The organism is Asanoa siamensis, assembly GCF_016862555.1.
GTDB classification, from domain to species: Bacteria; Actinomycetota; Actinomycetes; order Mycobacteriales; family Micromonosporaceae; genus Asanoa; species Asanoa siamensis.
This window is the reverse complement of sequence record NZ_BONE01000210.1, coordinates 1-860: the sequence shown is the minus strand read 5'-3', so window position 1 is coordinate 860 and position 860 is coordinate 1. Positions and strand designations below refer to the sequence as shown.

The 860-nt window shown below is 74.9% G+C and carries 1 protein-coding gene; it reads right to left on the bottom strand.

Annotated features, from left to right (window positions below):
- Positions 1-66: 66 nt before the first annotated feature.
- The coding region (locus Asi02nite_RS41295; RefSeq protein WP_203719489.1) for a hypothetical protein at positions 67-860 on the bottom strand (794 nt) is incomplete at its 5' end.

Genomic DNA, 860 nt, shown 5'->3' with positions numbered 1-860 from the left:
AATCATTCCAGTCGAGGGCCGACCCATAGGGTTGGCCCTCGACTGCGTGTGCCGGTAGAACTGGCATCAGGAAGGATGTACCCCGTGAGTGCAGACCAGGGCGGCGACGCTCCTCGCGACCGCCGCGACGATGACCGCGGCGGCGAGGGCCGGCGCGACTCCGGCGACCGGGGTAACCGGGAGGACCGCGGCTATCGCCCCCGCCGCGACGGCGACCGGCCCGCCGGCGACCGGGGCGGCTACCGCTCCGGGCCGCGCGACGGCGACCGCGGTGGCTATCGCGACCGCGACGACCGGGGTGGTTTCCGCGGCGGTGACCGTCCCAGCTACGGCGATCGTGGCGGCCAGGGCCGCGGCGACCGGCCGAGCTACGGCGACCGCGGCCAGGGCCGGGGTGACCGACCCAGCTACGGCGACCGGGGTGGTTTCCGTTCCGGTCCGCGTGATGACCGCGGCGGCGACCGCGGTGGCTTCCGCTCCGGTCCGCGTGACGACCGTGGCGGTGACCGCGGTGGCTACCGTTCCGGCCCGCGTGACGACCGCGGCGGTGACCGCGGTGGCTTCCGCTCGGGTCCCCGCGACGACCGGGGCGGCTACCGTTCTGGCCCGCGTGACGACCGCGGCGGCGATCGGGGTGGGTTCCGCTCCGGACCGCGTGACGACCGTGGTGGTTTCCGTGGTCCGCGTGACGACCGTGGGGACGACCGCGGTGGTTTCCGCTCCGGTCCGCGTGACGACCGCGGTGGCTACCGTTCTGGCCCGCGCGATGATCGCGGCGGTGACCGTGGTGGCTTCCGTTCTGGCCCGCGCGATGATCGTGGCGGTGACCGGGGTGGCTTCCGCTCGGGTCCGCGTGACGA